Source organism: Streptomyces sp. NPDC059582 (assembly GCF_042735715.1).
GTDB lineage: Bacteria > Actinomycetota > Actinomycetes > Streptomycetales > Streptomycetaceae > Streptomyces.
Genome location: NZ_JBHWCC010000010.1, coordinates 182,891 through 207,018, shown reverse-complemented (window position 1 = coordinate 207,018; position 24,128 = coordinate 182,891). Strand labels below are relative to the sequence as shown.

At 72.1% G+C, this 24,128-nt stretch carries 19 protein-coding genes; 7 read left to right on the top strand and 12 right to left on the bottom strand.

Going from position 1 to position 24,128, the window contains the following annotated elements; genetic code table 11:
- Positions 1-223 precede the first annotated feature (223 nt).
- Positions 224-2,446 (bottom strand): ABC transporter family substrate-binding protein, encoded by a 2,223-nt coding sequence (locus ACFV0T_RS12440; RefSeq protein WP_385777371.1) that lies wholly within the window; start codon positions 2,444-2,446, stop codon positions 224-226.
- 337 nt (positions 2,447-2,783) lie between these two features.
- Here ACFV0T_RS12440 and ACFV0T_RS12435 point away from each other — a divergent pair, with 337 nt between their 5' ends.
- From ACFV0T_RS12435 to ACFV0T_RS12420, 4 genes are read left to right on the top strand one after another with little or no spacing between them, the layout of a single operon-like run.
- The gene (locus tag ACFV0T_RS12435) at positions 2,784-3,071 is read left to right on the top strand and encodes a hypothetical protein (protein ID WP_385777369.1); all 288 of its coding nucleotides are present in this window, start codon (positions 2,784-2,786) and stop codon (positions 3,069-3,071) included.
- Between the two features lie 20 nt (positions 3,072-3,091).
- Positions 3,092-3,913: a hypothetical protein gene (locus tag ACFV0T_RS12430; protein WP_385777367.1), complete on the top strand. Its 822-nt coding sequence runs from the start codon at positions 3,092-3,094 to the stop codon at positions 3,911-3,913.
- Positions 3,914-3,929: 16 nt separating this feature from the next.
- On the top strand, positions 3,930-5,876 hold the full coding sequence (locus tag ACFV0T_RS12425) for a fumarate reductase/succinate dehydrogenase flavoprotein subunit (RefSeq protein ID WP_385777365.1): 1,947 nt from the start codon (positions 3,930-3,932) through the stop codon (positions 5,874-5,876).
- A complete protein-coding gene (locus tag ACFV0T_RS12420; RefSeq protein WP_385777363.1) occupies positions 5,873-6,643 on the top strand; it encodes a succinate dehydrogenase/fumarate reductase iron-sulfur subunit in 771 nt (256 codons plus the stop codon). Before ACFV0T_RS12425 ends, ACFV0T_RS12420 begins: the two co-directional genes overlap by 4 nt.
- Here ACFV0T_RS12420 and ACFV0T_RS12415 read toward each other — a convergent pair.
- The 3 genes from ACFV0T_RS12415 to ACFV0T_RS12405 are packed head-to-tail and all read right to left on the bottom strand — an operon-like array spanning position 6,624 to position 9,462.
- Positions 6,624-6,938: a hypothetical protein gene (locus tag ACFV0T_RS12415; protein ID WP_385777361.1), complete on the bottom strand. Its 315-nt coding sequence runs from the start codon at positions 6,936-6,938 to the stop codon at positions 6,624-6,626. The genes ACFV0T_RS12420 and ACFV0T_RS12415 overlap by 20 nt on opposite strands.
- An 8-nt stretch (positions 6,939-6,946) precedes the next feature.
- Positions 6,947-7,954, bottom strand: coding sequence for a phosphotransferase family protein (locus ACFV0T_RS12410; RefSeq protein WP_385777359.1), 1,008 nt, complete (start codon positions 7,952-7,954; stop codon positions 6,947-6,949).
- A complete protein-coding gene (locus tag ACFV0T_RS12405) occupies positions 7,951-9,462 on the bottom strand; it encodes a hypothetical protein (protein WP_385777357.1) in 1,512 nt (503 codons plus the stop codon). Before ACFV0T_RS12405 ends, ACFV0T_RS12410 begins: the two co-directional genes overlap by 4 nt.
- Positions 9,463-9,557: 95 nt before the next feature.
- Here ACFV0T_RS12405 and ACFV0T_RS12400 point away from each other — a divergent pair, with 95 nt between their 5' ends.
- A complete protein-coding gene (locus ACFV0T_RS12400) occupies positions 9,558-11,474 on the top strand; it encodes a hypothetical protein (RefSeq protein WP_385777354.1) in 1,917 nt (638 codons plus the stop codon).
- 18 nt (positions 11,475-11,492) lie between these two features.
- Here the strand turns inward: ACFV0T_RS12400 and ACFV0T_RS12395 are convergent, their stop codons facing one another.
- The 6 genes from ACFV0T_RS12395 to ACFV0T_RS12370 form a co-directional block, all read right to left on the bottom strand.
- A complete protein-coding gene (locus ACFV0T_RS12395; RefSeq protein WP_385777352.1) occupies positions 11,493-14,105 on the bottom strand; it encodes a SpoIIE family protein phosphatase in 2,613 nt (870 codons plus the stop codon).
- Positions 14,106-14,444: 339 nt separating this feature from the next.
- On the bottom strand, positions 14,445-14,873 hold the full coding sequence (locus tag ACFV0T_RS12390) for an ATP-binding protein (RefSeq protein ID WP_385777350.1): 429 nt from the start codon (positions 14,871-14,873) through the stop codon (positions 14,445-14,447).
- A 99-nt stretch (positions 14,874-14,972) separates the two neighbouring features.
- Complete coding sequence (locus tag ACFV0T_RS12385) at positions 14,973-15,383, bottom strand: (deoxy)nucleoside triphosphate pyrophosphohydrolase (protein ID WP_385777348.1); 411 nt, start codon at positions 15,381-15,383, stop codon at positions 14,973-14,975.
- Between the two features lie 29 nt (positions 15,384-15,412).
- The gene (locus tag ACFV0T_RS12380; RefSeq protein ID WP_385777346.1) at positions 15,413-15,607 is read right to left on the bottom strand and encodes an SPOR domain-containing protein; all 195 of its coding nucleotides are present in this window, start codon (positions 15,605-15,607) and stop codon (positions 15,413-15,415) included.
- Positions 15,608-15,902: 295 nt separating this feature from the next.
- Positions 15,903-16,655, bottom strand: coding sequence for a GntR family transcriptional regulator (locus tag ACFV0T_RS12375; RefSeq protein ID WP_385777344.1), 753 nt, complete (start codon positions 16,653-16,655; stop codon positions 15,903-15,905).
- Between the two features lie 147 nt (positions 16,656-16,802).
- Positions 16,803-18,041 carry a DUF4190 domain-containing protein gene (locus ACFV0T_RS12370; RefSeq protein ID WP_385777342.1) on the bottom strand — a complete coding sequence of 413 codons (1,239 nt, stop codon included), beginning with the start codon at positions 18,039-18,041 and terminating at the stop codon, positions 16,803-16,805.
- Between the two features lie 448 nt (positions 18,042-18,489).
- Between ACFV0T_RS12370 and ACFV0T_RS12365 the strand changes: the two genes are divergently transcribed.
- A complete protein-coding gene (locus tag ACFV0T_RS12365; protein ID WP_385777340.1) occupies positions 18,490-19,647 on the top strand; it encodes a GNAT family N-acetyltransferase in 1,158 nt (385 codons plus the stop codon).
- 120 nt (positions 19,648-19,767) lie between these two features.
- Here ACFV0T_RS12365 and ACFV0T_RS12360 read toward each other — a convergent pair whose 3' ends face one another.
- Together ACFV0T_RS12360 and ychF are read right to left on the bottom strand one after the other, a co-directional pair.
- A complete protein-coding gene (locus ACFV0T_RS12360) occupies positions 19,768-21,972 on the bottom strand; it encodes a DEAD/DEAH box helicase (RefSeq protein WP_385777338.1) in 2,205 nt (734 codons plus the stop codon).
- A 250-nt stretch (positions 21,973-22,222) separates the two neighbouring features.
- Positions 22,223-23,311: a redox-regulated ATPase YchF gene (ychF, locus tag ACFV0T_RS12355; RefSeq protein WP_385777335.1), complete on the bottom strand. Its 1,089-nt coding sequence runs from the start codon at positions 23,309-23,311 to the stop codon at positions 22,223-22,225.
- Positions 23,312-23,485: 174 nt separating this feature from the next.
- Between ychF and ACFV0T_RS12350 the strand changes: the two genes are divergently transcribed.
- Positions 23,486-24,115, top strand: coding sequence for a DUF6542 domain-containing protein (locus ACFV0T_RS12350; protein ID WP_385777333.1), 630 nt, complete (start codon positions 23,486-23,488; stop codon positions 24,113-24,115).
- The last annotated feature ends 13 nt before the right edge of the window (positions 24,116-24,128 follow it).

The following is a 24,128-nucleotide window of genomic DNA, read 5'->3' as shown; positions in this document are numbered from 1 at the left end:
GTCCTGGACCGGCCGCCGCCCCGCAGCACCCGTCCTGGTGCCGCAGCAGGCCACGGCACCAGTGCCGTGGCAGGCAACGTTCGCCCGTGAAGGAGCGGCGTCCGGTGCGTGCTCCCGGCGGGCCGGCCGGAAGTCCTCGTACTGGTCGTACGTGGGCTTTCGGCCGGTGCGGCGAGAGCGCGTGCCGGGCGTCGCGGCGGGGCAAGCGTCGCCTGCTGCGGCACTAGTTCCCGGAGGCGCCCGCCGTCGGCGGGGTCGCCCCCTTCTTCAGGAAGCCCATGTCCTCGTAGACGGGGGTCTGGAAGCCGAAGGCACCGGCGTTCACGATGTTCTTGCGCACCGCCGTGAGCTGGGGGCGCTGGTACAGCGGGATCGATCCGGCCGTCGCCCAGATCCGGGAGTCCGCCTTCTGGATCAGCGCGCGCCCCTCGTCCTCGTCCAGCGTCGCGATCGCCTGGTCGAAGAGCTGGTCCACCTGGTCGGTGCCGACCCGGGTGTAGTTCTGCTCGACGGTCAGCGAGCCGTCGGCGGCCGGGACCGGCTTGGCGAAGATGGGGCGGGCGTCGGTGGCCGGGAAGGCGGTGGCGGGCCAGGAGTACAGGGCCAGGTCGTACTGGCCGGAGGCGATGTGGTCCTTGAAGTAGCTCTCGTCGGGGACCTTGGTGATCTCCGTGTGGATGCCGACGCGCTCCAGCATGCGGGAGATGTGGTCCCCGACGTTGCGCAGCGACTCGGAGCCGGATCCGGAGGGGAGCACGAAGCGGAGCGTGAGCGGCTTGCCGTCCTTGGCCAGCGGCCCGGCCGCGGCGCCCGCCGGGGCGGCGGTGCCCATCGGGGCGTACGCGCCGGGCGCACCGCCCTGCCGCAGGTGCTTGTCGGTGTACTGCTTGCCGTCCTGCGCGAGGTGTCGGGGACCCTCGTCACCGGCGTCGTGCTGCTGCTGGTGGTCCCGCCGCTGCTCCCGGCCGGCCCCCTGGTGCGCCTTGTTGTCCTCGCCGACGATGTACTCGCCGTCGTCGCCGCCCTCCGACTCGTCCTCGGCTTTCTTCCCCTCGGCCCCGGCCGCCTTCTCTGCCTTCTTCTGCTCCACGATCGGGCCGCCGGACACCCAGCCGGCGTCCGCGAGCAGCGCCTGGGCCTCCGCGGTGTCCTGGCCGCCGAGCGCGCCGCTGCTGTCGCTGTAGGCGTCCTGGCCGGACAGGGCGAGGTGGCTGCCGACCAGCGCGGTGGGCAGGCCCAGCGGCTTGAGGACCAGCTTGGCCAGCTCCCGGCGGTCGATCGCGCGTGCGACGGCCCGGCGGACGCGTTCGTCGGCGAGAGGGCCGTCGGCGCCGTTGAGGGCGAGCTGGGTGTAGGCCGGCTCCAGGGAGCTGCGGATCTCGACGTCGCGCAGCCCGTCCCGCTGGGCCTGCCACTTCGCGATGGCCTTGGTCAGCTTCTTGCGGGCGTCCAGCTCGTCGTCGGCGACGGCCGCGTCGGAGCCGTGCAGCAGGGCCCAGGAGCGCAGCGCCTTGGCCGCGGTCCGGCCGGAGGCGGGGCCCTGGAGCGGGGCGCCGGCCCCCGGGTCCTGGGCGGCGACCGCGATGCGCCGGGCGTCGGCGGAGGTGATCTCGGCCAGGTCCACCGTGCCGTCGGCCAGGGCGTCGGCCCGCTTCTCGCGCGGCACGGCGGTCAGCACGATCTCGGACAGCTTGGCCGCATGGCCCCACCAACGCGCGTTACGCACCAGGGTGACCTGCTTGGCCTTGTGGTCGACCGCCTGGACGGCGAACGGCCCGGCGGTCACCTTCAGGCTGCGCCGGGCCGCGTCGTTGAAGGCGTCCGGGGTGCCCATGACGTCCTTCGGGTACAGGGGCGAGAACAACGCCCGCCAGTCCGCGTACGGCCGCGCGAAGGTGACCCGGACCTCCAGGTCGTTGTCGCCGCGTTCGATCTTCTCGATGCGGTCGTAGCCGGCGTTGCGGGCGGTCCAGTACGCGGTGTCCTTGCCGGACAGGGCGCGCCACTGGGCGGCGAAGTCGGCGGCGCCGATCTCGCGGCCGTCGCTCCACACGGCCTGCTGGTTGAGCCGGTACAGCACGGTCTGCTTGGGCTCGGTCTCGACGACCTTGGCGGACTCCAGGTAGTCCGGGTTGCGCTGCGCGCGCCCGTTCACGTCCAGCCGGAACATCGACGGCAGGACGGCCTGGGCGACCCGGGTGGTGGTCGCGTCCGCGTCCGACTGGAAGGCGTTGAGCGTCTCGGGCACGGAGTCCACGGCCCAGTGCAGGGTGCCGCTGTCGGCCACCAGGGGGCGCGCGGCCGGCGCGACGTCCTGTCCGGCCAGCGGCTTGCTCGCCTCCTCCTCGGAACTGCACGCGGCGAGCAGGGGCACCGCGAGCGCGCCCGCGGTGAGGAAGGCGACCGAGCGCATGACCGCGCGTGGTCCGAGGCCGTCGTAGGACATCTCTGGGTACCTCCGGGGAGCCGCTCCCACCGGTGACACGAGTGGGGGTCTGATCACGTTTGGCGGTATTTTGGAGTTGATCAGATCTATGGACCCACTGAAGAGGAAAGGGTTCAGCAGCCCGGGGCGACACGGCGGCCGCGGCCCGGAAGCCCACCCGTGCGGCGCAACGCGCGATCCCCGGCGCACACGGAGCGCACACGAGTGCGCACGGGAGGCATGCAATCCGCCAATCGCTGCACACGCCTTCACACCGGACGGTGTGACGCGCAACACTCGCAGGCGCATGAACGTCGCCACCCAAGGCCATCCGGCCCGTGGAAGTGGAGGTCATGTCATGTCCGTGCACGACGACCTGACATCGGTCCAGCGCTGTCTCGACGACCTGTACCGGTCGGTGGGCCGCCTGGAGCAACAGCTCGGCAGCGGCGGCCTCGACATGCGCCGCGTCCGTGCGGACGCCGATCACCTGCGTGAGAGCGTCGCGCTGCTGCGCGCGGCGGCCTCCGGCACGGCGCCCCGCACACCCGAGCTCGTCACCATCTCCGACACCCCCTACGACATCTCCCTGTGGACGGACTCGGACGACGAGGGACTCGGCGCCCGTGACCGACACGCCCCCTGAACCCGACCGGGAGTCCTGAGTTGGCCACTGGTACGGAACCTCATCCGAACAGCGGCGGCGTACGGTCCGCGACGCGCGCCGCGATCGACGCCCCGCACCTGCGGACCGACCGGTGGTGGCTGGCGCCTGCCGCCACCGCCGCCGGGCTGCTCGCCTTCATCGCCTACTCGACCTGGCGGGCCTTCGCGAACGCGCACTACTACGCGGCGCCCTACGTCTCGCCGTTCTACTCGCCGTGCCTGGCGGAGAACTGCCGCACCATGCGCGCGGGCCCCAACGCCGACCTCTTCGGCAGCTGGTGGGCCGTCTCGCCCGCGATCATCATCCTGATCTTCCCGCTCGGCTTCCGCCTCACCTGCTACTACTACCGCAAGGCCTACTACCGGGGCTTCTGGGCGTCTCCCCCGGCCTGCGCGGTCGCCGAGCCGCACCGGACGTACACGGGCGAGACCCGCTTCCCGCTGATCCTGCAGAACATCCACCGGTACTTCTTCTACGCCGCGATCGTCGTGGCCGGGATCCTGACCTACGACACCGTGCTGTCCTTCCGCGACGAGCACTACCGGTGGGGCCACATGGGCCTGGGCACCCTGGTCTTCCTGGCCAACATCACGCTGATCTGGGCGTACACCCTGTCCTGCCACTCCTGCCGGCACATCGTCGGCGGCAAACTCAAACACTTCTCCCGACATCCCGTGCGCTATCGGATGTGGCAGTTCGTGGGGCGGCTGAACGCCCGGCACATGCTGCTGGCGTGGGCGTCGCTGGTGAGCGTGGCGCTCGCCGACTTCTACGTGTACCTCGTCGCGTCCGGCGTGTTCGACGATCCGCGCTTCTTCTAACGAGTGGGGCCTATTGATGTCCGTGGTCGACCGGCAGGAGTGGGACGTCGTCGTGGTCGGGGCCGGTGGCGCCGGGCTGCGCGCCGCCATCGAGGCGCGTGAGCGCGGCGCCCGTACGGCCGTCATCTGCAAGTCGCTGTTCGGCAAGGCGCACACGGTGATGGCCGAGGGCGGCATCGCGGCGGCGATGGCCAACGCCAACGAGCACGACAACTGGCAGGTCCACTTCCGCGACACCATGCGCGGCGGGAAGTTCCTCAACCAGTGGCGGATGGCCGAGCTGCACGCGCAGGAGGCACCGGACCGGGTGTGGGAGCTGGAGACCTGGGGCGCCCTGTTCGACCGTACGAAGGACGGCCGGATCTCCCAGCGCAACTTCGGCGGCCACGAGTACCCGCGCCTGGCCCACGTCGGCGACCGTACGGGCCTGGAGCTGATCCGGACCCTCCAGCAGAAGATCGTCGCCCTCCAGCAGGAGGACCACCGCGAGACGGGCGACTACGAGAGCCGCCTCAAGGTCTTCCAGGAGTGCACGGTCACCCGGGTCCTGAAGGACGCCGAGGGCCGGGTGGGCGGGGTGTTCGCCTACGAGCGCGAGTCCGGCCGCTTCTTCGTCCTCCAGGCCCCCGCGGTCGTGATCGCGACCGGCGGCATCGGCAAGTCCTTCAAGGTGACGTCGAACTCGTGGGAGTACACCGGGGACGGGCACGCGCTCGCCTTGCTGGCCGGGGCTCCGCTGCTGAACATGGAGTTCGTGCAGTTCCACCCGACCGGCATGGTCTGGCCGCCGTCGGTGAAGGGCATCCTCGTCACCGAGTCGGTGCGCGGCGACGGCGGGGTGCTCAGGAACTCCGAGGGCAAACGGTTCATGTTCGACTACATCCCCGACGTCTTCAAGGAGAAGTACGCGCAGTCGGAGGACGAGGGCGACCGCTGGTACGAGGACCCGGACCACAACCGGCGCCCACCCGAACTGCTCCCCCGTGACGAGGTCGCCCGCGCCATCAACTCCGAGGTGAAGGCGGGCCGCGGCTCCCCGCACGGCGGTGTCTTCCTCGATGTGTCGACGCGGATGCCCGCCGAGGTCATCCGGCGCCGGCTGCCGTCCATGTACCACCAGTTCAAGGAGCTGGCCGACGTCGACATCACGGCCGAGGCGATGGAGGTCGGACCCACCTGTCACTACGTGATGGGCGGCATCGCGGTCGACTCCGAGACGGCTGCCGCCCGCGGGGTGCCGGGCCTGTACGCGGCCGGGGAGGTCGCGGGCGGTATGCACGGCTCCAACCGGCTCGGCGGCAACTCGCTCTCCGACCTGCTGGTGTTCGGGCGACGGGCGGGCCGGCACGCGGCCGAGTACGCGAGCGCGCTCGCCGACGGGCGGCCGCCGGTGGACGACGTCCAGGTCGACACGGCGGCGGCGGAGGCGCTGCGGCCGTTCTCGGCGGAGGGACCGGAGCCGGGCGAGCGGGACGGACATCCGCCGGAGAACCCGTACACCCTGCACCAGGAACTCCAGCAGACCATGAACGACCTGGTCGGCATCATCCGCCGCGAGGCGGAGATGGAACAGGCCCTGGAGAAGCTGGCCGACCTTCGGGTACGGGCCCGGCGGGCCGGCGTGGAGGGCCACCGCCAGTTCAACCCCGGCTGGCACCTCGCCCTGGACCTGCGGAACATGCTGCTGGTCAGCGAGTGCGTGGCGCGGGCCGCGCTGGAGCGCACGGAGTCCCGCGGCGGGCACACCCGCGAGGACCATCCGACGATGGACCGCGGGTGGCGCCGCGTCAACCTGCTCTGCCGGCTGGCCGATCCGACGGGAGGTCTGGCGGCGACCGATCCGGTCAGCGGCCAGATCGACCTCACCCGCGAGACCACGAAACCCATCCGCCCGGACCTGCTCGCCCTCTTCGACAAGGAGGAGCTGGTCAAGTACCTCGCCGAAGAGGAGCTGTACGAGTGAGCAGCTACGAGGCCCGCTTCAAGGTGTGGCGCGGGGACATCAAGGGCGGCGGCCTGGAGGACTTCGCGATCGAGGTGAACGACGGCGAGGTCGTCCTCGACATCATCCACCGCCTCCAGGCCACCCAGGCCCCCGACCTCGCCGTCCGCTGGAACTGCAAGGCGGGCAAGTGCGGCTCGTGCTCGGCGGAGATCAACGGGCGGCCCCGGCTGATGTGCATGACCCGGATGTCGGTGTTCACCCGGGACGAGACGATCACCGTCACGCCGCTGCGCGCGTTCCCCGTCATCCGGGACCTGGTGACCGATGTCGGCTTCAACTACCAGAAGGCCAGGGAGGTTCCCGCCTTCGTCCCGCCGGCCGGACTCGGCCCCGGCGAGTACCGCATGCAGCAGGAGGACGTGGACCGCTCGCAGGAGTTCCGCAAGTGCATCGAGTGCTTCCTGTGCCAGGACACCTGCCATGTCGTGCGCGACCACGAGGAGAACAAGACGGCGTTCGCCGGGCCGCGCTTCCTGATGCGGGTGGCGGAGCTGGACATGCACCCGCTGGACGCGGCCGACGACACCGGCCTGGACCGCAAACGCACGGCCCAGGACGAACACGGCCTCGGCTACTGCAACATCACCAAGTGCTGCACGGAGGTGTGCCCCGAGGGCATCAAGATCACGGACAACGCGCTGATCCCGCTGAAGGAGCGGGCGGTCGACCGCAAGTACGACCCGCTGGTGTGGCTGGGGTCGAAGATCAGGAGGCGTCCTTCGTAGCGTTCGCCGGGGCGATGCGGCCGGGGTGCTGGGACGCCATCTGGAGGCCGGATCCGATCAGGAACACCACCAGGCCGAGGACCGGGAGGACGCCGAAGGAATCGGCGAGCGGGCCCAGGAAGAGGAACACGCCGATTCCGACCGCGCCCAGCAGGGTGCCGTACCCCGACAGCTTCGGCCGCACGACGCGGCGCCTGGCCCAGGGCGGCACCCAGCCGGTCGTGAGGGTCGCGACGCCGGAGACCACGCTGAGCAACACGACCACGACGCCCGCCACTACCAGGAATGTGTGCATGTCCTCGTTCATCGTTCCACCAGTGAGAGAGCGCGCGCCAGGTTGTGTTCGGCGATCGCCCGCATCGGGCCCGGCTCCGGGAAGTCCCCGTCGAGCAGGCGCAGCGGCCCGGCGACCAGGCTGAGATGCAGGGCCAGACGGTACAGGCGCAGACGGGGTTCGTCGAGGTCAGGGGTGCGCAGGGCGTCGTAGTGCGGGCCGAAGCGCAGGGCGAGGAAGACGTGTTCCCACTCGGCGTCGAAGTACATCAGGCCCTCGATGTCGATGAGGGCGGGTTCGCCGTCGGGTGTCACCAGGACGTGGTCCGGGCCGAGTTCGCCGTGGATCAGGGTGTGGCGGGCGCGGGGCGCGATGTCGTCGGCCAAGGTGCGGACCGCGTCCTCGAACGCCTCGCGGGCGGCCGCGGCCGACGGGTCCCGTACGGCGATCTCCGCGATGTCCGCCAGCGCGCGCTCGGCGACACGCCCCTCGCACGAGCCGCCCCGGGACATGCCTCCGGCGTCCACGAGGGCGACCTTCCCGAAGCCCGGGGCCGGCGCCTGGGCCGGGGCCGCGCAGCCGCGCATCGCCGCCAGCGCCTCGGCGAGGCGGTCCAGGACGGGGGCCGCCGCCTTCGGGTCGCGCCGCAGCGCGTCTTCCAGGCTGTCGCCGGGGAGGTCCTCGACGACAGCCGCGTCCGCCCCGAGGAAGCGGCGGTCGGCGTCGGCCAGGAGCAGTCGCGGGGTGCGGACGCCGAGCCCGGTCAGGCGGTCGTGGGACGCGGTGAAGAGGTCGAGGCCGGAGGCGTGCGAGAAGGGGTCACGGGGGTCGGCGCCCGGCTCGCCCCAGTAGTCCTCGCCCGGGGACCAGACGTAGGCGATCGCCGTCGTGGCGTCGTCGAGGGTGAGGCGGTAGACGCCCTTCTTGGTGCCGCCCCGCAGCCGCGCGACGGCGGTGAGGGTGCGTTGCGGGCCGAGCGCGGCGCGGGCGAGGGGTGCGAGATCGGGGCGGGTCAGAAACGTGCGGGTGCCGGTCATTCGCTGTCCACCCAGTCCTTTCGGTAGGCCGACCAGTCATCCTCCGTCGCCGCGAAGTCCACGTACAGGGCGACGCCGAAGCGGGCGCGGTCCGCGTCCGTGCGGGACAGGCCCAGGCGGACACCCCGGACGGCGGCGGGGACGGTCTCGGCGGACGCGCGGTGGCCGAAGCGGTCCTCGTGGAAGAACGGCAGGCCCATCAACAGGTCGGTGGTGGGCGGGGTGACCTCCAGGGCGAGGGAGGTCTGCTGGGCGACGTAGCCGCCGTAGGTGCTCTGCGTCGGCTGCATGGTGTCGTACGACATGACGGCGATCTGGTCGACGCGGCGGGCGACCTGTCCGAAGAACTCCTGCGACCACCACTTCGGATGCCCGGCGACCGTGCCCCAGAAGGAGTGGAAGCCCGGCAGCGGGTCGATCTGGTGGGAGGCGACGGAGAGCGGGACCCCGGCGACGGCGGTGACCGTGTGCAGGGAGTCGAGGAGGTCGAGGTAGTGGCCGTCGCCGGAGTGCAGCGGCTCCAGGTCGAAGTGGACGCCGTCGAAGCCGGCGGCGAGGATCCCGCGGGTGGACCCGACGATCGCGGCGCGGGTCGCGGAGCGCTCCAGGCGCATGCCGTCGGGCTCCTCGGTGGCCAGCTTGTCGCCCAGCCAGGCCTGTACGCGGATGCCGGGGATCTCGCGGTGCACGGTACCTATCAGCCAACCCGCCTTCGCGTAGGCCGACTTGGGGAGCGTGCCGTCATGTTCCAGGGGTCCCGCGTGGACGTAGAGGTCGCGGATGCCGGTGCCGTCCAGGCGGCGGGCCAGGGCCGTGACGTCGGCGTCGCGCTTGCGTCCGTCGACCCAGGCGTGGCCGAGCCAGATCGCGTCGCGGTCGCGGCTGTACGTGCCGTCGGCGGGGTCGCCGGCGTAGTTCACGCGCAGGGCGGTCTCGGCGGCGAGCAGGGGCAGCAGCAGGAGCAGGACGAGCCCGAGCGCGACGCGCGCGCCCCGGCGGAGGCGACGGCGGCGGCGCCCACCGGCCGGGACCGGGTCCTGGGCCGGGTCCTGGGCCGGGTCCTGGGCCGGGCCCTGGGCCGGGCCCCCGTCGGGCTTGGTCTCGGCTCCGGTCCCGGCCTCGGTGTCCGGTGCGGTACCGGTGTCCGGTGCGGTACCGGTCTCGGTCCCGGTCTCGGTCCCGGTCTCGGTCCCGGTGTCCGGTACGGTCCCGGTCCCGGTCTCGGTCTCGGTCTCGGTGTCCGGTGCGGTCCCGGTCCCGGTCTCGGTCCGGGTCTCGGTCTTCGGTGCGGTCTCCGGTGCGGTCCGCCGGGCGAGCCGCGAGTCGTCCTCGGCCCCCGGCCCGGGCTCCGTGTCCCTCTTCCCGTCCGTCTTCCCGTCCGTCTTCCCGTCCGCCTCCGTGGCCCTGCGCCTGTCCGTCCCCGTGCCCGTCCTCCTGTCAGTCCCCGCGTCCGTCCCCGTGTCCCTCGCGGCCTTCCGCTCCGCCTCCTCGTGCTCGGCGCGTTGCATACCCGTCTCCCCCTCCTGGCTCTGCCCGCCTCACCTGCCCCGTCTCGGACGCACACCGCTCGCGTGCCCGCATTCGCGGCCATACGCTCCCAAATGTGACGTCATCCTTGTTCCGGGGCCGGCCGCGGAGTGCGACCTCGCACATATCCGTGCGGGTGGCGCACACCGCGCTGGGCGGTGTGATCGGGCTCGTGTGGCTGGTGTTGCCAGGGATGACGACGGGGAACGACGCTCCGGTTGCGATCACCGCCCCCGGGGCCACCGCCTGTGCCGCCGCCGCGCCGCAGGACGACGGGGCGTCCGCCGTCGATCTCGTCCTGCCGCTCGCCGCGGTGGGCGCGGCGGGCGTGGTCGCGGGATACGGCTATGTACGACGCACCCGGCGGGCCCGCACCCGGACGACCCCCGGCGGGGCCCCGGCCGGTACCTCCCTGACACCGCTGGCCGAACTGGACGAGCGGGCAAGGGCGTTGCTCGTCGAGGCGGACGACTGCGTGCGCACCAGCCGCGAGGAACTCGCCCTCGCGACGGTCCTTTCCGGGACGGAACCGGCGCAACCGTACGCGCGGGCGGTACGGGAGGCGGAGGCCGAGCTGGCCGCCGCCTTCGCCATGCGGCAGCGTTACGACGAGGGCGTACCGGCGGAGGAGGCGGCCCGGCGGCACGCGCTCACCGGGATCGCCGGACGGTGTGCGGAGGCCGGGCGGCGGCTGGACGCGGAGGCGTCCGCATTCGACCGGCTGCGCGGCCCCGAGCTCGGGACCGGCGCGGCGCTGGAGCTCGCGGAGGCGCGGTTCCGGGAGCTGGCGGGCCGTACCGGGGCGGCGGAGGTGACGCTCGCCGAGCTGGCCGTCCGGTACGGGCCGAACGCGACCGCCGGGATCACGGGATATGTCGAACAGGCCAAGGACCGGCTGGTGTTCGCCACCACCCGCCTCAACCGGGCCCGTCAGACGGCCGACCGCGGCGAGCCCGGACGCGCGGCCGTGCATCTGCGGGCCGCCGAGGGCGCGGTGGCGCAGGCGGCGGTGTTCGTGGACGAGGTGCACCGCCTCGCGACCGATCTGGCGACGGCCGCACAGTGGCTCCCGGCCGCGCTCACGGGGGCCGAGGCCGCCATCGCGCCGGTGCGGGCACGGACGACGGGGGCGGTGCCGGACCCCGGGGCGGCCGTCGGCAAGCTGAGGTCGCGGCTGCTGCACGCGGACGCCGTACTGGACTCCATACGCCAGGAGGTCACCGCACGGCGGCCGTACGACCCGCTGGACCTGCTGCGCCGGGTCGTGCGGGCGACCACGCCGCTGGGGGCCGGGCGGGGCGGAGTGCTGGCGGCCGCCGCGTCGCTCGTCGCGCGGGACGCCACGGCCGGGGCGGGCGGCTTCGTCGCCACGCACCGGGGTGCGGTCGGCGCCGAGGCCCGCACCCGGCTGGCGGCGGCACGGCGCCGGCTGGCCGCGGCGGACCGGTCGACGTCCGGCGCCCCGACCGCCACGGGCCTCCTCGCGACGGGCACGACCGACGCCCCGGCCACGGCGGACCTCATCGCGACCGACACCACCCCGACCGTCGCGCCCTTCCCTACGTCCGATGCCCGCGCCCGCGCGAACACCGACCAGACCGCGGCGGACCTGCCGGCCGCCCACGGCCCGACCACCTCCAACCTGTCGGCCGCCCACGGCCCGACCACCGCGGACCCGCTGCCGGCCGGCGACCCGGCCACGACTCACCGCCCGGCGACCGGCGGCCCGGCCGCCACGGACCCTTTCGCCGCCGACGACCCGGCCACCGCCGATCTCCTGGCGGCCGACGACCTGGCCCGGCAGGCCCGCCACCTCGCCGAGCAGGACGTACGCACCCACGGCAACCCGCACGACAGGGTCGTCGCGCACCAGAGCGGCCTCGCCGGGGCGGTCCTCGGTGGTGTCCTGCTGGGCGGCGCCGCGCCCGACGGCACACCGTCGAGCTTCGGCGGCCCCCGCACCCGCGGTCGCAGGGGGACCGCGCCCGCCTGACCGCCGGGCGGCCCGGCGTCAGAACAGGCTCAGCAACGCCTCCGCCGGATCCATGAGGCCGGTCTCCCCGTCGGGGAGCGGGAGTTCGAACCACACCGTCTTCCCGCGGGGGGTACGGCGGGAGCCCCACGCGGCGGAGAGCAGGCCGACGAGCTGGAGGCCGCGGCCGCCCTCGTCGGTGTCGCGGGCGCGCCGGCGCCGGGGCTGGACCAGGCCGGAGTCCCAGACCTCGCACACCAGGGTGCGGTCGAGGAGGAGGCGGAGCCTGATCTCGCCCTCGCCGTAGCGCAGCGCGTTGGTGACCAGCTCGCTGACGAGGAGTTCCGTGGTGTCGACCAGGGGCTCCAGGTCCCAGCTGAGCAGCTGGGCGCGAGCGTACTCGCGGGCCCGGCCGACGCTGCGCGGCTCGCGCGGCAGCGTCCAGTCGCCGACGGAATCGGCGGGCAGGCCCTGGACGCGGGCCATCAGCAGCGCGATGTCGTCCTCGCCGTGGTGGGTGTCGAGGGTGTGCAGGACGTGGTCGCAGACGTCCTCGAGTGGCCGGGTGGGGTCCGTGAGCGCCCCCACGAACGCCTGGAGGCCCTCGTCGAGGGGGTGGTCGCGGGATTCGACCAGTCCATCCGTGTAGAGCGCCAGCAGGGCACCCTCGGGCAGTTCGACCTCCACCTCCTCGAAGGGCTCCCCGCCGACGCCGAGCGGCATGCCGGGCGGCACGTCGAGCATCAGGGCGGCCTCGCCCGGTTCGACCAGGACGGGCGGCAGATGGCCCGCGTTGGCGAAGGTGCAGCGGCGGGTCACGGAGTCGTAGACCGCGTAGATGCAGGTCGCGAGGTACACCTCGGAGAGGTCGGCCTCGCGGGGGCGGCGAGCGGCGCGGGTGGCCTGCTGGACACCGCCGGGGGTGCCCAGACCGCGCGCGATCTCGTCCAACGCCGAGAGCACCTCGGCGGGTTCCAGGTCGAGGAGGGCCAGGGTGCGTACGGCGGTGCGGAGTTCGCCCATCGCCACCGCCGCGCGCAGTCCGCGGCCCATCACGTCGCCCACCACCAGCGCCGTGCGGTGGCCGGGGAGTTCGATGACGTCGAACCAGTCGCCGCCGACCTCGCTGGGTCGGCCCGTGGAGGCGATGCCCGGGAGGTAGCGGCAGGCGATGTCGAGGCCGGAGGCGACCGGGTCGCCGGGCGGGAGCAGGGACCGTTGCAGTATCAGCGCCCGTTCGTGCTCACGGCGGTACAGGCGGGCGTTGTCGATGCAGACGGCGGCCCGCGCCGCCAACTCCACGGCCAGGTCCCGGTCCCGCTCCCCGAACGGCTCGCTGCCCTTCGTACGGGCGAACTGGACCAGTCCCACGACCGTGTCGTGGGCGACCATCGGAACGGCGAGCGTGGACTGCACCAGGCCGCCCTCCTCGCCCGGGATGTGCTGCGGACGGGCGGTGCGCAGGGCGTCCGCGCACGGGGAGTTGAAGGGGTAGTGGTGGACGGCGCCGACCGCGACGGGGTTGGCGGTGCCCGCGAAGGGGGCGTCGGAGACGGCACTGGCGAAGGCCACCCGGCGCAGCTCGGCGCTGCCGTCGGCGAGGCCGGGCGGCGTCTCGTCGCCGGCCAGCAGCCCCTGGTAGAGGTCGACGGTGGCGAGGTCGCAGAAGCCGGGTACGACGACGTCGAGGAGTTCGCGGGCGGTGGTCTCCAGGTCGAGGGAGTTGCCTATGCGGGCCCCGGCCTCGTTGAGAAGGGCGAGATTGCGTCGGGCGGCGGCGGCCTCGCGGGCGGCTGCGCGGCGGGCGGTGATGTCGGTGCCGAGCCAGGCGATGCCGATCGGGCGGCCGCTGCCGCTGTGCACGCGGTAGAGGTTGATGGACCAGTGCCGTCGCTCGTCGGAGCCCGGCACATGGCCCGTGACGTGCATGTCCGTGATGGAGTCGCCGGTCTCCAGGACGCGCCGCAGGGTCGCGGAGACCCGTTCGGCCTCGCCGCGCGGCAGATAGTCGTGGACGCCGTGGCCGCGGTGGTCGTCGGGGGTGCCGCCGAAGGTGGACGCGAACCGCTCGTTGGCGCGGCGCACCCGCAGCTCGGCGTCGATCAGCAGGAAGCCGAACGGAGATTGGCCGAATATCGCCTGCGAGGCGGCGAGGTCGGTCTCGATGCTGCGGAGCGTGCGGACGTCGACGACGATACAGACGGCCGCCTTGTCGCCCTCCGCGGTCCGCGTCGGCATCACATAGACCTCGGCGAGCCCCTCCTCGCCCCGCCCGCCGGTGGCGGTCTCCGGCATCCGGAAGGGGACCACCCCGGTCCACTCCCGGCCGTCGAGGATCTCGGCCATCTTGCGCTGCCCGCGCGCCCGCAGGTCGGGGTCGATGAAGGCCTCGATGGGATCCATGCCGACGGCGCGCTCGGCGGGGACGCCGAATATCTGCTCGGCACGCAGGCTCCACTGGTCCACGAACCCGTCGGAGCCGATGGAGAAGGACGCGACCCGGATGTAGTCGTACATCGAGCCGGGCGGGCTGACCTGCCACAGGGCATCCCCGGACGGCGCCTCGCCATGGGCAGCGGCAGCCGCGGCCTCAGCCCTCGCGCCGCCCGACGGGTCCTCCGACTCCGTGGCCTTCGCTGGTATCTCGCTCACGCGAACCGTCCCCTCCAGCTCACCGCGCCCGGCACCGGTCACCAGGGGCGGCTGCCCGCAGTATCCAGCACTACGGTGCCGCACGACACGGTGTTCACGATCACAGCACGGTCCAGGTTCTTTTCAGACCCTCCCGTGACAACACTTCCAGTCTTCTAACCAGGGAACACGCCGTCGAACCACGCCCGCCGGGGATCATCACCGACGGGAACCGGCCGGTCGACAGGACGGGGATGTCCGTACAGGCCGCGCCGGAGGGAACGTATCCGTCGAAACCACCCAGGAATCACCCAAGAACCACTCAGGAACCACTCAGGTACCACTCGGGTGAACCGGCTTTTACTCCGGTACCGCGAGTTCGAACCACACCGTCTTGCCCGCGTCGCCGGGGCGGGTGCCCCAGCGGCGCGAGGAGGACGCCACCAGTTGAAGACCGCGGCCGCTCTCGTCCTCCGGGCGGGCGACGCGTTCGCGGGGCGGGTCGGGCAGCGGGTCGGAGACCTCCACCAGCAGCACCTTGTGCAGGCCGGCGGGGCGGACGAGACGGACACCGATGGGCCCCGCGGCATGGCTCAGGGAGTTGGTCACCAGCTCACTGACCAGCAGCGCCGTGATGTCACCGACGCAGTCGAGGTCCCAGCCGCGCAGCCGTTCCCGGACGACCCTGCGTGCGGCGCGTACGGCGCCGGGGTCGGCGGGAAAGGTCCACTCGGCGCGTTCGCCTTCGGTGTCGATCACGCCGATCACTTCCCAGGCCAGCGACGTCACCCATGTCCGGTTTCGTGGGGTTAATGGGCACATACCCGATATCCGGGGCACAGTACCGCTCTCCCGGGCGCACTGTGGCACTAACGGCGTACGGGGATTTCAGCCCGCGCCGGCGCCGAGACGCGCGAGCGCCTCCCGCACGGCGGGCACGTCCTGGTCCAGCCAGTTCACGTCCCAGATCTCGGCGGGAGCGAGCCAGCGCAGCGCGTCATGGTCCTGGAGGGGCCGCGGAGCGGCGGAGCCGGCGCGCAGCCGCGCGGTCCACACGTGCAGGACGTACGGCGACCGCAGGGGCCACTCCCCCGGAACGCGCTCGACGGCCTCGGCCTCGACGCCGAGTTCCTCGCGCAGTTCGCGCACGAGGGCCGCGTCGGGCGTCTCGCCCGGCTCGACCTTGCCGCCGGGCAGCTCCCAGCGCCCGGCCAGTTCGGGGGGCGCGCTACGGCGCGCGGCCAGCAGGCGGCCGTCGTCGAGCAGGGCGGCTCCCACCACCACGATCCGATCCGTCATGCCCGGAGCCTACGGGAGCGGGGTGGGGGTCAGTTGCGGGTGACGTCCCCGTGCTGCCCGATCCGCTCGACCCAGTAGAGCTGCTTGTGGCCGCGGTGATCGAGGCTGTCGGCGATCTTCTGCGCCTCGGCCCGGGTCGCATACCGCCCCACGCGATAGCGATTGCCGTTGTCGTCCTGCCGTATGACGAGCCAGGGAAGAGCGATCGTGCTGCCGTCGTTCATCGCACCCCTCCACATCCCACCCGCGCCCCGCCCGCTAACGAAACCGCAATCCGCATATGCCCGACCCTACGCCTAACCTTTACGCAGCGAATACGGCTTTTCACAAAGAGATACGCAACCAGCCAGGACACAGGGGGCGCACGTCGACGAACGCGCCGTGCGGACGCTGGGGTGAAACCGGTCCGCGGCACGCCGGGCACACCCTGGGCGACCTGCGAGAACGACCGGAAACCAACGGCTGGCCCGCCGCCCCCGGTTGAGGACCGCACGGGGCCAACTGCCCCGGGGTCGTGCGCTACTTCACGGGGAGGTGGTACGCGACCCGGTAGCGGTCGGCCGGGACGACCACGTCCGCCGTCTCCACCGGGCGCCCCGAGGCGTAGTACGTGCGCTGGACGACGAGGACGACATGGCCGGGCACCCCGCCCAGCGCGAGGAGTTCCTCGGCGAGACCGGGGCGGGCGCCGACCTCCTCGGTGACGTTGTCCACGATGACGTCGATGGCGCGCATCCGCTCGACCACGCCCATGCCGCCGAGCGGGCCCTCCTCGGGCAGCATCACCGGCGTGCGGCCGGTCACGGCGAGCGGCTCCCAGGAGGTGGAGAGCATCATCGCCTCACCGGCCTCCCGGAACACGTACCGCGTGCACATCACGCGGTCGCCGGGCTTGATGCCGAGCCGCTCGGCGACCGCGCCGCTCGCCTCCGCCTGGGCGCTGTTGGACTCCCAGGTGCCGCGCGTGTCGAGGTCGGCCTGCTCCTGACGGAAGGGCGTGGCGCCGCCGGCCGGGCGGAAGCCGGAGCGGGCGATCCGGCGCGGCACCGGCCGCTCGCGCACATACGTCCCCGAACCGGAGCGGCCCTCGACCAGCCCCTCGGCCATCAGCACCTTGCGCGCCTCCAGCGCCACGGTGTCCGAGACGCCGTACTCCTCGCGGATCCTCGCCTGCGAGGGGAGCCGGGTGTGCGGTGGCAGCGAACCGTCGGTGATCTTCTTGCGGAGATCACCCGCGACGCGCAGGTACGCCGGCTGCTCACCGAAAGTCACTGGCCGCTCCCATCAGGTTGTACAGACAGCGACAGCCTGGCAACCGTGGGTTGTCCTATGCAAGCAAAGGCCAGAGAATCACTCGATGTGATGACGCGCGCCCGCGGAAGGCTTTACCCAGGCACTTTCTCCCCGCTACGGACGTGATCACACATCGAGGTCACCGCTGCCCTTGCTGTCGCCGGAGCCGTCGCCGTAGTCGTCGACCGACGGCGGGGTGGTGGCCAGCCCCAGAGCCTCGCGCGCGGTGACCGCGCTGTCCCCGTCGACGACCGCGTACCCCTTGTCGTAGTGCTCGTAGAACGCGTCCGCGTCGTCGGCGGACGCGGCCTTCGCCCACTCCTTGCGGGCGGCCTCCATGTCCTTCACGAAGGCGGCGACGGGCTTCGCGGCGGGGGACGGCCAGGTGCGCCCGCGCAGCGCCCCGGCCTGCTCGCCGAGCGCGGCGTCGACGTCGCCGGCCCAGTCCGTGTTGGCCTCCAGGTCCTCCTCGGCGTAGTCCACGGGCTCCTCCGCCAGCGTCGCGTCGAGGGCGCGGCTCGCCTTCAGGAAGGCCAACTGGTCCGCGTCGAGCATCGTGGCGTCGTTGCGCAGCGAGCCGGTCAGCGTGGCGTGCTCGTCGGTGTTGCCGAAGGCGCAGGTGATCTCGCGGTCGCCGATGCTCCAACTGTCCTCGGTCGGGGTGAAGTAGTACACGTCGACGTCCTCGGGCACGGCCCAGGCGTCCATCGCGTAATCGTCCCGGAGCTTGTAGCACTTGTCGTCGGCGATGTCCGTGACATGGGTGTCGCCGGGGTAGCTGTCATCGGGGTAGTCGGTGCCGCTGCGCAGCTCGAACACGGCGAACACCTCGCCGTCGTGCTCGCCCTCGCAGGGCACCTTGTCGACGTCGTAGGTGTAGCCCTCCAGGGCGCCGTCCGGCGCGTCGAAGCACTCACCGGCGCTGACCGACAGCGACGTGCCGTCGCGGGCGCCTTCCTTGACCCCCTCCCAGAACTCGGAGGCCGCGCCCGTGGTGAGCATGAGCGTCCACAGCACGAGTCCGATCGAGGACAGCACGGCGCCGCCGACGGCCAGTCCCCGGCCGCGCCCGCCGCGCTTCCTGATCTGCACCAGCGCGATCACCCCCAGCACCAGCCCCATGGCCGGCAGGAAGCAGAAGATGCCGAGGACGAGGGAGGCGATGGCGAGGCCGTTGACGGGCGCGGGCCGGTTGAACGGGCTGTAGCCCTGCCCCCAGGTCTGGTACGGAGGCGGCCCGTAGGGCCCGTACGGCGCGGACTGACCGTACGGCGCGGGCTGACCGTACGGCGCCGACGGCGGAGCCTGGTACGGGCCCTGGGGCTGCTGGGGGTCGGGGGTCCCAGGGGGCGGGGGTATGGACACGGGTGCCGTGCTCCTGGTTCTGACGGCGGGGCGACGCGGACGCGGCCGCCGCGGTTCGGGATGCGGGGTTGCCGGATGCGGGAAATGTCGGATGCGGACGTCCTCGGACACGGACGTCCTGTGATGCGGAAGTGACAAGAACTGACGTACGACTTGCGCGCATGGTATGCAGGCCGCGACCGGGGACGGAACGCCGGTCCGCGAGCGGGCCGTCCGGGCCCCGGCGGACCGGTGCGCACACCGGCCTCGTCGGTCTCATTCGCGACGGCGGACGGGTTCCGTTGCGGCAGACACCTTGACAGCGTGCGTACTGTTTCGCGACGTTTGAGCTCCGCGCAGCGGACGAGCTCGCATCCGGCGTGGAACGGCGGCGTGGAGCGGCAGTTACGCGATGCAGTGACAGGACGCGATCAGCGCGTCATGGGGGGAACTGGGGGAGCGGTCGCCCATGCGGTCCTTGCACGGTGGTCCAACAGACATCACGATCCACAGACCCGACGAACTGAGCGACTCGCTCCGTCACGCCTGGCACCGGGCGATGGACGAGTCGCCCGAATACGCGAACCCCTTTCTGGCGCCGGAGTTCGCGACCGGCGTCGGCAGACACCGCGGTGACACGTACGTGGCGGTCCTGCACGAGGGCGGCGAACCCGTCGGCTTCTTTCCGTACGAGCGCAACTCCTTCGGCGTCGGCCGGGCCATCGGGCTCGGCCTGTCGGACCTCCAGGCCCTGGTGCACCGCCCCGGCGTCACCTGGGACCCCCAGGAACTGCTGCGGGCCTGCGGGTTGTCCGTCTTCGAGTTCGACCATCTGGTGGCCGAGCAGAAACCGTTCGGCAGGTATGTCACGGGGACGTTCGCCTCACCGGTGCTGGACCTGAAGCCCGCCGACGGCGAGTACGCGGAGTGGTTGCGCGGGGCCTACCCCGGGCTGGCCAAGACCACGCTGAAGAAGGAACGCCGCCTGGGGCGCAACGTGGGCGAGATGCGGTTCGTCTTCGACGAGCGCGATCCGGCCGTGCTGCGCACGCTGATGCGGTGGAAGTCCGCCCAGTACCGCAGGACGGGGCGGATGGACCGGTTCGCGCGACCGTGGATCGTCGCCCTGGTGGACGACCTGTTCGAGGTCCGCGAGGAGTACTTCACCGGCGTGCTGTCCGTGGTGTACGCCGGTGACCGGCCGGTCGCCGCGCACTTCGGACCGCGCTCGCGCACGGTCTTCGCGGCCTGGTTCACGGCGTACGACCCCGAGTTCCGCTACTACTCCCCCGGGTTGATCATGCACCTGCGCATGGCCGAGGCCGCGGCCCGGCACGGCGTGACCCTGATGGACATGGGCCGCGGCGAGAAGGAGTACAAGGACTGGCTCAAGACCCGCGAACTGCGGGTCGGCGAGGGGTTCGCGACCCGCCCCCGTCATCCGGTGGCGGCGGCGCACCGGCTGTGGCGCAGACCGGTACGCGGCCTGCGGAACACGGTCCTGGCCCACCCCACCCTGCGGGAACCGGCCGACCGCCTCCTGAAGACGGTCGGCACCCTGCGCAGCTCGGCCCGCGCGGACGCCGTCGGCCCGACGGCCGACAGCACGGCACCGCCGGTGCGCTGAAGTCACTCACCGGCTGACGGGCCGGGGCACCGGACAGGTGTCCCCGGCCGTCGGCCGCGTCGGCCCCGCCGCTCCCGTCGCCCCGGCTGCCGGAGCCCGGTCCCGAGGCGCTTTCGGGGGTCATCCGCCTCCGTCCGTCATCCCCAGGCGGGCCTGTTCCTCCTCGACGATCCGGCGGGCCAGATCGATGTCCGACACGTCGACCGCGTCCGGGGTGGCTTCGGCCACGGCACTGCGACGCGCATAGGCATCGAACAGGCGGGTCTTCTCCTCCAGCATCGTCACCATGCGTTCGTCCACTCCCCCGGTGGCGAGGAGGCGATGCACACGAACCGACCTCACCTGGCCCATGCGGTGGGCCCGGGCCACCGCCTGGTGCTCGATGGTCGGCTTGATCTGGGGTTCGCAGACGATGACGACGGAGGCCGCCTGCATGTTCAGGCCGATGCCCGCCGCCTGGATCTGGGCCAGGAGCACAGCGGGGCCCGGGACACCGGCGAAGTCGTCGACGATCTGCTGTCGCCGCCCGGCCGGAACGCTTCCACTGAGCGGACCGAACACCGCGAGGCCGTCGGCGGGTTCGGCGGCGAGCGCTTCCTTCACCACGCCCAGCACGTCCCTGAAGTTGGAGAAGACCACCGTCTTCTGCCCGTTCTCGGCGGCTTCCCGAACGATCTCCCGGAGCCGGTCCAGCTTGGCCGACTTCTCCGGGCGCATGTACGCGGCTCTGCGCATCGCCATGAAGTTGCCGGCGTGCACGGCTTCGCGGTAGGCCTCCTCGTCCGATGCGCTGAGCTCCTCCCATTCGTCGGTCTGCTGGAGACTCGGGAGTTCCGTCAGAACGTCTTCCTGGTTGCGTCGCAGATAGACCGGGGCGACGGTCCTGCGGAAGGCGACCGATCCGGCCAGCGCGTCCCGCTCGCCCAGGGATTCCGCGACATCGCCGTCAAGCATCCCGACCAGGTTGCGGAACTCGACGACCCGGTTCTCCATCGGGGTACCGGTCATGAAAAGGGCGCGCGCGCAGTGCTCCGCCCAGAGGGCGACCGTCTGAGACCGCCTGGCCTTCGGGTTCTTCACGCAGTGCGCTTCGTCCACGACGAGCAGCCCGACCTCCCCTCCGCCCGGCGCCGGAAATCCGCGCAGCGCGTCGAACGTGGTCACCGCGACCCCGCCCCGCCCCTTCCAGTCGGCGAACGCGTCCTGCCGATCGGGGCCGTGGAGCACCGCTACCCGCAGGGCGCTGCGGGCCTCGATCTCCCGAGTCCAGTTCACCAGGACGCTCGCCGGGCAGACGACCATGAAGTGGCTCTGTCCCTCGGCGGCCAGGTGCGCCAGCACGGCGATCGCCTGGATGGTCTTGCCGAGGCCCATCTCGTCGCCGAGTATCACCTTGCGCTGCGCGAGGGCGAACCGGGCGCCGAACGCCTGGTATCCGCGCAGCGAGACCCGCCGGCGGGAGTCGTCGAGGTGTTGGGCCCGCACCCGTTCCGCGATCTCGTCCGGCAGGAAGCCCTCAGCGGCGGCCGTGTCGGGCGGCCGCCCGGAGATCTCGGCGAGCAGGCTGTAGTACTCGGCGGATCGGAGTTCGAAGTCCACCCAGGCCGCGATGTCGTCCGCAGGCCCCCGCAACAGGTCCACCGACGCCTGGGCGAGCAGCCCGGGGAGGTCCGCCTGCTCCGCCTCGTCGAGCGAAGACCTGATCTCGGTGACCGCCGCGAGCGCGCGAGCCCGCTTCTCCCGGCCCGCCAGAAGCATCCGGAACCGCCCGGCGACGGGCTTCGCGTCGGCCAGCAACGGACCGAGCCCTTCCGACAGGCCGACGGCCCTGTCCACCGCGCGCCGGGCGTCCGGACCGGCCTCCACCAGCACATGCAGAGCGATGACGAGCGCGGTGGTGCCCGGTTCCGGCCGGTCCACGTCCAGGTGGACGGCCACGCTCTCGTGGACGGCCGTGGCGAGCTGGCGGGCGGCGGCGAGCATCAGGTCGACGGTGCGCTGCCCGACGCCCGGAATCTGCCGCAACCGGTAGGGACCCGCTTCGAGCACATGGCCCACCGTGCGCAGCCCGCTCTTTTCGACATTCCCCAGGCGAAGCCGTCCCTCGGTGACGTCCTGGAGTCTGCTGACCGGGATGGCGTCGAGCTCCCGCTGCACCGCCGCGTCCTGGATCGGCTTCAGTGCGGCCCGTACGCCTTCGACCGCCCTGCCATGGTCACCGACCACCGCCCGCGCCGCCTCGTGCAGTCGCGCACCCCTCGCGACCACGTCCCGCTCGCCACGCCCCACGCGCCCCGCCCTCCCCCGCTCTCGCCGTCGCAGCATCCTCCCACCGCCCACCGACAGGCCGGCGGTGGGGAAATGATGCGTGAAGAGGACCGGCCCGAGGCCCAAGGCGAGCTGCGCAAGGTCCCGCGAGACATGGCTCCACGCCACCTGAGCACTTCCGGCGTCGGGTCGGACGATCCGGCACCGATCCGGCACGGGGTGGACGAAGGGGCCGGACTCTCGCGCGTCCGACCCCTTCTGACCTGCATCTTTGCCACGTCGCACGACGTGGTGTCACTTCACCCGCTCACACGTTGAAGCGGAACTCCACCACGTCCCCGTCCTGCATGACGTACTCCTTGCCCTCCATACGGGCCTTACCCTTGGCGCGGGCCTCGGCGACCGAGCCTGTTTCGACCAGGTCCTCGAAGGAGATGACCTCGGCCTTGATGAAGCCCTTCTGGAAGTCCGTGTGGATCACGCCGGCCGCCTCGGGGGCCGTGGCGCCCTTCTTGATCGTCCAGGCGCGGGACTCCTTGGGGCCGGCCGTGAGGTAGGTCTGGAGGCCGAGGGTGTTGAAGCCGACGCGGGCGAGGGTCGCCAGACCCGGCTCCTCCGCGCCGACCGACTCCAGGAGCTCCAGCGCGTCCTCCTCGTCGAGCTCGGCGAGGTCCTGCTCCAGCTTGGCGTTGAGGAAGATCGCCTCGGCGGGGGCGACCAGGGCTCGCTGCTCGGCCTTGAAGTCGTCGTCCACCAGCTCGTCCTCGTCGACGTTGAAGACGTAGAGGAACGGCTTGGTGGTGAGCAGGTGCAGGTCGTGCAGCAGCTCCTCGTTGCCGGAGCCCTGGACGATACCCGCCGAGAAGAGGGTGTCGCCCTTCTCCAGGATCTCCTTGGCCGCCTCGACCGCCGCGACCTTGGGGGCGATGTCCTTCTTGATGCGCGACTCCTTCTGGAGGCGCGGCAGGACCTTCTCGATGGTCTGGAGGTCGGCGAGGATCAGCTCGGTGTTGATCGTCTCGATGTCGTCCTTGGGCGAGACCTTGCCGTCGACGTGGACGACGTTCTCGTCCTTGAAGGCGCGGATGACCTGGCAGATCGCGTCGGACTCACGGATGTTCGCCAGGAACTTGTTGCCCAGGCCCTCGCCCTCGGAGGCGCCCCGCACGATGCCGGCGATGTCGACGAAGTCGACGGTCGCGGGAAGGACGCGCTGCGAGGCGAAGATCTCGGCCAACTTGGTGAGGCGGGCGTCCGGGACGCCGACCACGCCCACGTTGGGCTCGATCGTGGCGAACGGGTAGTTGGCCGCCAGCACGTCGTTCTTGGTCAGGGCGTTGAACAGGGTCGACTTGCCGACATTCGGCAGACCGACGATTCCGATCGTGAGCGACACGTTGCGACTTCCCGTACGTGAGAGGACGTGAGAGGACTGGAGACCAGGGGGCCGATCCACCAGTCTACGGCGTGCCGCGCCCCGCCCCGGCGACCTGTCGAACGCTTGGCCAAGCTCGGCTCAACGGCGTGTCTGAGGAGCCATTCGACACATAAAACGACCTAAGTTGGTCCAGTGGAGCAACACAGGACGCGACCCCAGCAGCACGGACCGCGACGCGGCACGCCCTCGTCCCTGCCTCCGCAGGGCGGGCGCGGCGGTTCGGGCGCGGCGCGGCCCGCCCGGCCGTCCGCTCCCGGCCCGGCCGCACGTCCCGCACGGGTGGGCGCTCCCGCGCGCGGGAGCGCGCCCGTGCAGCACCGTCCGGTCACCGTACGGCGGCCCGCTCCCCCGGTCGGGAAGGTCGCGCGGCGGCTCCCCGCCCCCCGGCTGACCGGGCTGGGCGGCGGGCTGTTCTGCGGGGCGGTGCTGTTCCTGCTCGGCTGTCTCGACCAGCTGCTGTTCGACGGGTCGCTGACGGTGTACAGCGTGCTGTTCCTGCCGGTGTGCGCGCTGACCGCGCTGTGGGTGCGCAGGGGCGACGTGGTGAGCGCCCCGGTCATCGCGCCGATCGCCTTCACGGTCGGGCTGCTGCCGGTGGCCGACGGCAACGGCGGGATCGCCAGCCGGCTGATGGGGCTGGTCACGGCGCTCGCCACCCAGGCCGGCTGGCTGTACGCCGGAACGCTCGTCGCCGGGCTGATCGCGACCGTGCGGAAGATCCGCCTGCTGAATCAGCGCCGGCGACAGCGGCGGGCACGGTGACCAGGCCCCTCAG